This window comes from Vibrio sp. M250220 (assembly GCF_036533795.1).
Taxonomy (GTDB): domain Bacteria; phylum Pseudomonadota; class Gammaproteobacteria; order Enterobacterales; family Vibrionaceae; genus Vibrio.
Genome location: NZ_JATABI010000082.1, coordinates 1 through 6,162, shown reverse-complemented (window position 1 = coordinate 6,162; position 6,162 = coordinate 1). Strand labels below are relative to the sequence as shown.

At 43.6% G+C, this 6,162-nt stretch carries 5 protein-coding genes, 1 pseudogene and 1 riboswitch; of the genes and pseudogenes, 2 read left to right on the top strand and 4 right to left on the bottom strand.

Annotated elements, in window-relative coordinates:
- Positions 1–513: 513 nt before the first annotated feature.
- Positions 514–963 (top strand): RNA recognition motif domain-containing protein, encoded by a 450-nt coding sequence (locus QTN94_RS18960; protein WP_331428528.1) that lies wholly within the window; start codon positions 514–516, stop codon positions 961–963.
- On the opposite strand, the gene murI is transcribed toward QTN94_RS18960, so the two are convergent.
- The 3 genes from murI to QTN94_RS18945 are packed head-to-tail and all read right to left on the bottom strand — an operon-like array spanning position 929 to position 4,434.
- Positions 929–1,723: a glutamate racemase gene (gene murI / locus QTN94_RS18955; protein ID WP_138971322.1), complete on the bottom strand. Its 795-nt coding sequence runs from the start codon at positions 1,721–1,723 to the stop codon at positions 929–931. The two genes, QTN94_RS18960 and murI, sit on opposite strands and share 35 nt — an antisense overlap.
- Positions 1,724–1,766: 43 nt before the next feature.
- Positions 1,767–2,441 (bottom strand): ATPase, encoded by a 675-nt coding sequence (locus tag QTN94_RS18950; RefSeq protein WP_331418242.1) that lies wholly within the window; start codon positions 2,439–2,441, stop codon positions 1,767–1,769.
- 49 nt (positions 2,442–2,490) lie between these two features.
- Positions 2,491–4,434: a TonB-dependent receptor family protein gene (locus QTN94_RS18945; protein ID WP_331428527.1), complete on the bottom strand. Its 1,944-nt coding sequence runs from the start codon at positions 4,432–4,434 to the stop codon at positions 2,491–2,493.
- Positions 4,435–4,489: 55 nt separating this feature from the next.
- Positions 4,490–4,693, bottom strand: a riboswitch (cobalamin riboswitch).
- 200 nt (positions 4,694–4,893) lie between these two features.
- Here QTN94_RS18945 and trmA point away from each other — a divergent pair.
- Entirely contained in the window at positions 4,894–6,000 is a 1,107-nt protein-coding gene (trmA, locus tag QTN94_RS18940) for a tRNA (uridine(54)-C5)-methyltransferase TrmA (protein WP_331428526.1), read from the top strand.
- Positions 6,001–6,078: 78 nt separating this feature from the next.
- Here trmA and QTN94_RS18935 read toward each other — a convergent pair.
- A pseudogene (locus tag QTN94_RS18935) lies at positions 6,079–6,162 on the bottom strand (IS200/IS605 family transposase); the annotation flags it as partial.

Here is a 6,162-nt window from a genome sequence, read left to right as displayed (position 1 = left end):
TCTAATGTTTCCAAAAGAAGTCTCGTTTGGTCACTTCGTTTCATTGAAACCTAATTTGAAACCCCTCTTTATTTAGAGAAATTTCTAATTGGATTATCATCAACGAGTGCCCACACAGATTGATAGGTCTATATTTTTAAAGAGCTTTTTCTAGCCAGCTTAGCGTTTATCGCCTCACTGCTAGGGGTGCGTATCTTACGCCTCCCATTTTTAGAGTCAAGAGTTTTTTTAACTTCTTTTTTCTCTTTCCAACTCGGCGCGTGACTTTCGTCTCATTCCGTGTCGATGGAGCGGCATTATAGGGAGCTCTGAGAGGATGACAAGTGTTTTTTTGAAATTAATTTCCGTTTGGTCAAAAAGAAATCAAACCGCTGAAAATAGAATAAAATTTCAACATTTGAGTCAGGTCACATCAATAGGTTGGAAAAACTACAACCATATACGTAAGATCCCTGTGTCTATTTTGTTAACGGTAGACCTAATTTTTCTCAAACCTAAAAGTTGTATTCCAATATGAGTTCAAAAAAATCGACCTTAATGATTGTCGCCTTAGCTGTTTTGGGTGGGATCATCTTTTCGCAGGTAGCCATTCCCCCTGCTTTGAGCTTTGTTCTAGGTGTTTTTGCTTCCGCTTTTATTCTTAAACTTTCGAACACCAACATCGAACAAGATCAATTGAATGACCCTTCAACTAAAACACTCTATGTCGGGAACTTGCCATATAAGGCAAATGAATCCCATGTAAAGGACCTGTTCGCCAAGCATGGTGAAGTTTTTGCGGTTCGTCTAATGAAGGATAAACGTACCGGTAAAAGAAGAGGGTTTGGCTTTGTCGTAATGGCTGCGACAGATGCACAGCCCGCTATAGATGCACTTAATGAGAAGGACTATATGCAACGAACTCTAAAAGTACGTGTTGCTAATGACCCTAAATCTCAATCGGATAGTACTGAACTGGACTAAAGCCCATTAAGTATAATGCCTGATTCAAGGCTCCTTCTTCCCAAGGGGGAGCACTTGAATAGATTTCTCTCTTTCCTTTCTTTTCGCTATTCGCTTCAAAGACCAATAAGTCTTTCACCCTTCTCGCAATCGCTTCTCCTGAATCAACCAGTAATACATGGTCTGTTAACACCGCCTGTATTTCTTCTTTGATCAGTGGGAAATGTGTGCAGCCCAGTACCGCAACGTCGATCTTACTCGCCATCGGTGAGAGTATTTCTTTTAACTCACCGAGATCAACGCTTTTGCCTCGTAGTTTTTCTTCTGCAATATCCACCAGCCGAGTTGAACCTAGTAATTCCACTGGTTTGCTTTGCGAAAAGTCTCGAATGAGGTCATGGGTGTATTCGCGTGTAATAGTTGCGGGAGTCGCAATAAGACCCACCGCTTTATTGGCAAGGTTGGATGCGGGTTTGATTGCTGGAACGACGCCGACAACAGGAATCGATAATTTGGCTCTTAGCGTTGGTAAAACGATCGTGCTGGCCGTATTGCACGCAATGACCACTAAATCGATTTGATGCTCTGCAACCAAGGAAGAGACGATGATATCAACGCGGGCAATCAGTGTATTGTGGTCAAGTTCACCATATGGGTATGCTTCGTTATCAAATATATAGAGGTAATCAAGTTGAGGAAGTTGAGCCTGTATTTCTTTATATACAGATAAGCCGCCTACGCCAGAATCAAAGATCAGTATTTTCGCTGTTTGATGGTTCACTTGATTAACTCACTTCATTTGGACTTGGCAATAATACTCTCTGCTAGGTATTTGGCAATCTCTTCGCGGTGTAACGCTGATAACAGAAACGCTCCCCCTCTTCTATATATGTAGTTTCAATATCAATTCTGCCCGAGTAGCTTCGGGTATCAGTAACCAAGGTGTGAAATTCACCATCTTCACCACAAGGATCTACACCGTCGGGCAAACTGCGTATAAACGCTTCGCTGTACCATTTGCCACAATACTGGCTTGCGAGTCGGGAACTATCTGTCGTAACGACCAATGTTTGAATCTCTCTTGCAATGATTTCATCAGCAAGATCTCTACTACTCTGACCCAATAAAGGAAATACACACTCCCAACCGGCTGGTTCTATATAACTACGACGATAAGCTTCGATGCCATTACAGAACATATCGCCAAAGGCGACTGCATCTATTGAGAGGTTACTCTGTTTTAAGCCTCTGATAATGGTGTCTTGATAGATCTCGTTTGGTGGAAATGATTCGGGTAGTTCGATTTTAATTAGAGGTAGGTCCAACAGTTCGGCTTGCATATCTAGGACATAAAGGGGCGTTGCCTGAAAGGGGACTTCGTCTTTGACATAGGTGGTATAAAGTCCAACGACATTGTACTGTTCGTTGTCCATCAATCTTTCAAGGGTCAGTGTCGAGTCTTTGCCACTTGACCAGCTAATAATGACGTTCTTTTGCATAGTGATTATCTATCTATAAGAAAAAACCGCCCGAAGGCGGTTTGAGATATTAAAACTGGTAAGAGCCAGTTAGCATAACTTTACGACCATCGCCTGGGTAATACGCTCCCCAGTTGTTCGCATTTGCTGCATATTTTTCATCGAATGCATTATCAACACGAAGTGTCGCTGACCATTCATTTTGAATGTAACTTACCGCCAGGTTACCTAACCAATATGCAGGCAGCTTATCTAAGCTATTTGATGTATCACCATCTTTATAACGAGTGCCTGTGTAAACACCTTCGACAAAAACTTGCCACTCGTAACTGATATCGTATGTCGCAAACGCTCGGCCAGTATTACGTGCGACCCAAGGTAGTTTTTTACCCTTGTTATCACCGCTTGAGAACTCAGCATCAATCAGGTTGTATTCCAAGCCTAGCTGAAGGTTTTCATGCACGTACAAGTCACCGCTAACACTGATGCCGTTTCGTTCAGATTCGTCAGCGTTAACATTCGCTCCAGAAAAGAATCCACCAACCGGAGTCGGTGCACTGCTATCAAAAACAATTTCATCTTCTAGCTGGAGATTAAATACATCGACTTTAACGCTGTAATCAGCTTCATAAAGACCCCAGCCTGCTTCCAAGGATTTACCTGTTTGCGGCTTCAGGCCTAAAACACCTGGTGAGGTATATGCTTGCTCGTCTATCTTAGCAAACCTGAAGTTAGTCTCCCCGCGAACGTACACTCGCTGAGACGGAGTAATCTTGTAGTTCAGACCAAGCTCATAAGCATCCTGGGATTCAGATAGCTTCTCAGTGTTAGGGTAAATTGCTCCATCGTAGAGCTTATCTTCTACAGAGCTGTATCGAGCACCCGTTGTCAACGTTAGATCCGTGATTAAAGGATGGTTTAGCTGGCCGAACACGCTGTAGCTGTTTTGCTCATTCGCTCTGTCAGTTGATGATGACTTGTATGAGTGATCACGATCTGCACCTTCAAGACCAAGTAGTACATTACCTTGACCAGATTGTGTAGAGAATTGGTTTTCTACATTTACCGAACCAAACAACTGCTTACTTTTACTTGCTGTAGAGCTTCCCCAAGCCAAGCCAGATCCTGAAGTGTTATCGTAAATGACATCTGTACCAAGGATCCATGCGTCACTTAGATTACGTTTATAACCCGCACGAAGTGCTTTAGTGATTTCATGAGAGTAATCAGTCGGGTTTGACGAACCAGCCTGAGTTGGATCTTGCTCGTATTGTTCTTCAGTTAACGAACCAGCATATTGACGGTTGTTGTCGTAATAGCTTGCTTCTGCGAAAAACTCAGTCTGGTCTTGGTCATAGTTCAGTCGACCAAGTAATACACCCGTCTCTCGCTTGTTATGCTCACGATAGTTATCACTGTTATCCTGACTTGCGCTGAGGAATAAGTTCCAACGCTCATTTAACTGCTTAGATACGTCAACACTACCAGCGACCGAGTCAAAGCTGCCAACGCTTACTGATACGTTGCCACCGTCTTGGTTACCACCCTTAGTAATAATGTTGATAACACCACCTACAGCTTGGTCACCATATAAAACACCAGCACTACCAGATAGAACTTCAACGCGTTCAATCTGCGAAACCAGAATTGAGCTGACTTGCGGAGCAGAAAGGTCTTGTTTGTTTAGACGACGTCCATCGACCAAGATCAGAGTGTTGTTAGCCGCTTGTCCACCAGTAAAACCTCGGATAGCAAATGCTGGTCCACTGTTTGTGTCAGAAATCTGAATACCTGCACGAGCTCTTAGCAATGTATCTAAACTCTTAGCACCGCTAGCTGCAATATCATCAGAAGTAATTACGGTTACGTTAGCCGGGATGTCTTCAATAGAACTGTTGAAATCACTTTTGGCAAGAACCACCATAGTCTCATCAGTTGAAACTTCTTGAGCGTAAGAATAAGAGGTGTGTGAAAGTAGCGATGCCACTGCCATCGCTAGAATAGATCGGTTCATTTTTATAATCCTAAATCGCGTCAGTCCTACTGAGCATGGAGCCTATTGCTTCCAGTGTTTTGCTCAGCTGCTGGCAGGTCTTCGGACTTAAGAGCTTGGCATTTGCCTCCTACTGGCTCTACTTCCCGCATAAATCTATATACAGTGTCTATTTGAGCTTTCGTTCTCTTTTACCGCTGCGCGTCAGTTCTGGATTTACACCAGATTCCCTTTTCAGCCATCTATACATCTAGACAGCACCAGCTTGGCGTCGATGTTATTCAGCAATTGATTATTTGTCCAGTCTATATTCTTCATTCAGATGAAATTGGCCGCTTTCATCTACTCACTCATTACCACTTTACACGCTATCTTTAAGGCATTGAGGGGACAGTACTGGACATACTGCTGAGATTGAATAAAATCTGCGCTCTTGAATTAAATGCACCATTCACAGGTACAAAACCAAAGGTAATCACCATGGCGACTCTTGATGTAAACCCGCAACGCTACCAAGAACAACTGGCTGAAAAGGTCGACCGTCTCAACGAGATGTTCGCTTCTTATAATGTACCTGAGTTGGAAGTGTTCGAATCACCAGAACAACACTACCGTATGCGTGCAGAATTTCGTGTTTGGCATGAAGGTGAAGACCTCTACTACATCATGTTCAACCAAGAGACTCGAGAGAAGTACCGCATCGATCAGTTCCCAGCCGCTAGCCGCCTGATCAACGACTTGATGCCTCTTCTCGTCGAAGCGATGAAAGATAATGAATCTCTGCGCCGTAAGTTGTTCCAAGTTGACTTCTTATCGACACTGAGTGGTGAAGTTTTGGTGTCACTGCTTTACCATCGTCAATTAGATGAAGAGTGGACGAAACATGCAAAAGCCCTCAAGCAGCGTCTCAATGATGAAGGCTTTAACCTCAACATTATTGGTCGTGCACGCAAGATGAAGATTGTTCTTGATCGTGACTATGTCATTGAGAAGCTCGATGTCAATGGCAAACCATACGTTTACCAACAAGTTGAAAACAGCTTTACCCAACCTAACGGTAAGGTCGCGGAGAAGATGTTAGAGTGGGCGGTTGACTGCACCCAAGAGAGTAGTGGCGATCTACTTGAGCTTTACTGTGGTAACGGTAACTTTTCACTAGCACTCGCGCAAAACTTCGATCGCGTTTTGGCAACTGAGCTTGCAAAGCCTTCCGTAGAATCTGCTCAGTACAACATTAAGGCCAATAATATCGGTAACGTGCAGATCTTACGCCTGTCTGCTGAAGAGTTTACTCAAGCAATCGAAGGAAAACGTGAGTTCCGCCGTTTAAAAGATGCGGGCGTCGACCTAAACAGCTACAACTGCAATACCATTTTTGTTGATCCACCACGTGCAGGTATGGACATCGACACATGTAAGATGGTGCAAGGTTACGAGCGCATCATGTATATCTCATGTAACCCAGAAACACTGAAAGAAAATCTGGATGTCCTTTGTGAAACACACAAAGTGACTCGTTTCGCCCTGTTCGACCAGTTCCCATTCACCCACCACATGGAAGCAGGTGTACTGCTAGAGCGCAAGTAATCTCAAATAAGGACAAAGTAAATTACCACCTTCTAAAGAAGGTGGCTTTGTGTGAGCCCCCTAAAAGGGGGCCTTTGTTTAATCCAACGCCAACTGGTGCTGCTCTACTCGCTCTTGCTTCTCTTGATGTCTTACATATCGGCGTATGATTTCTTCATTGAT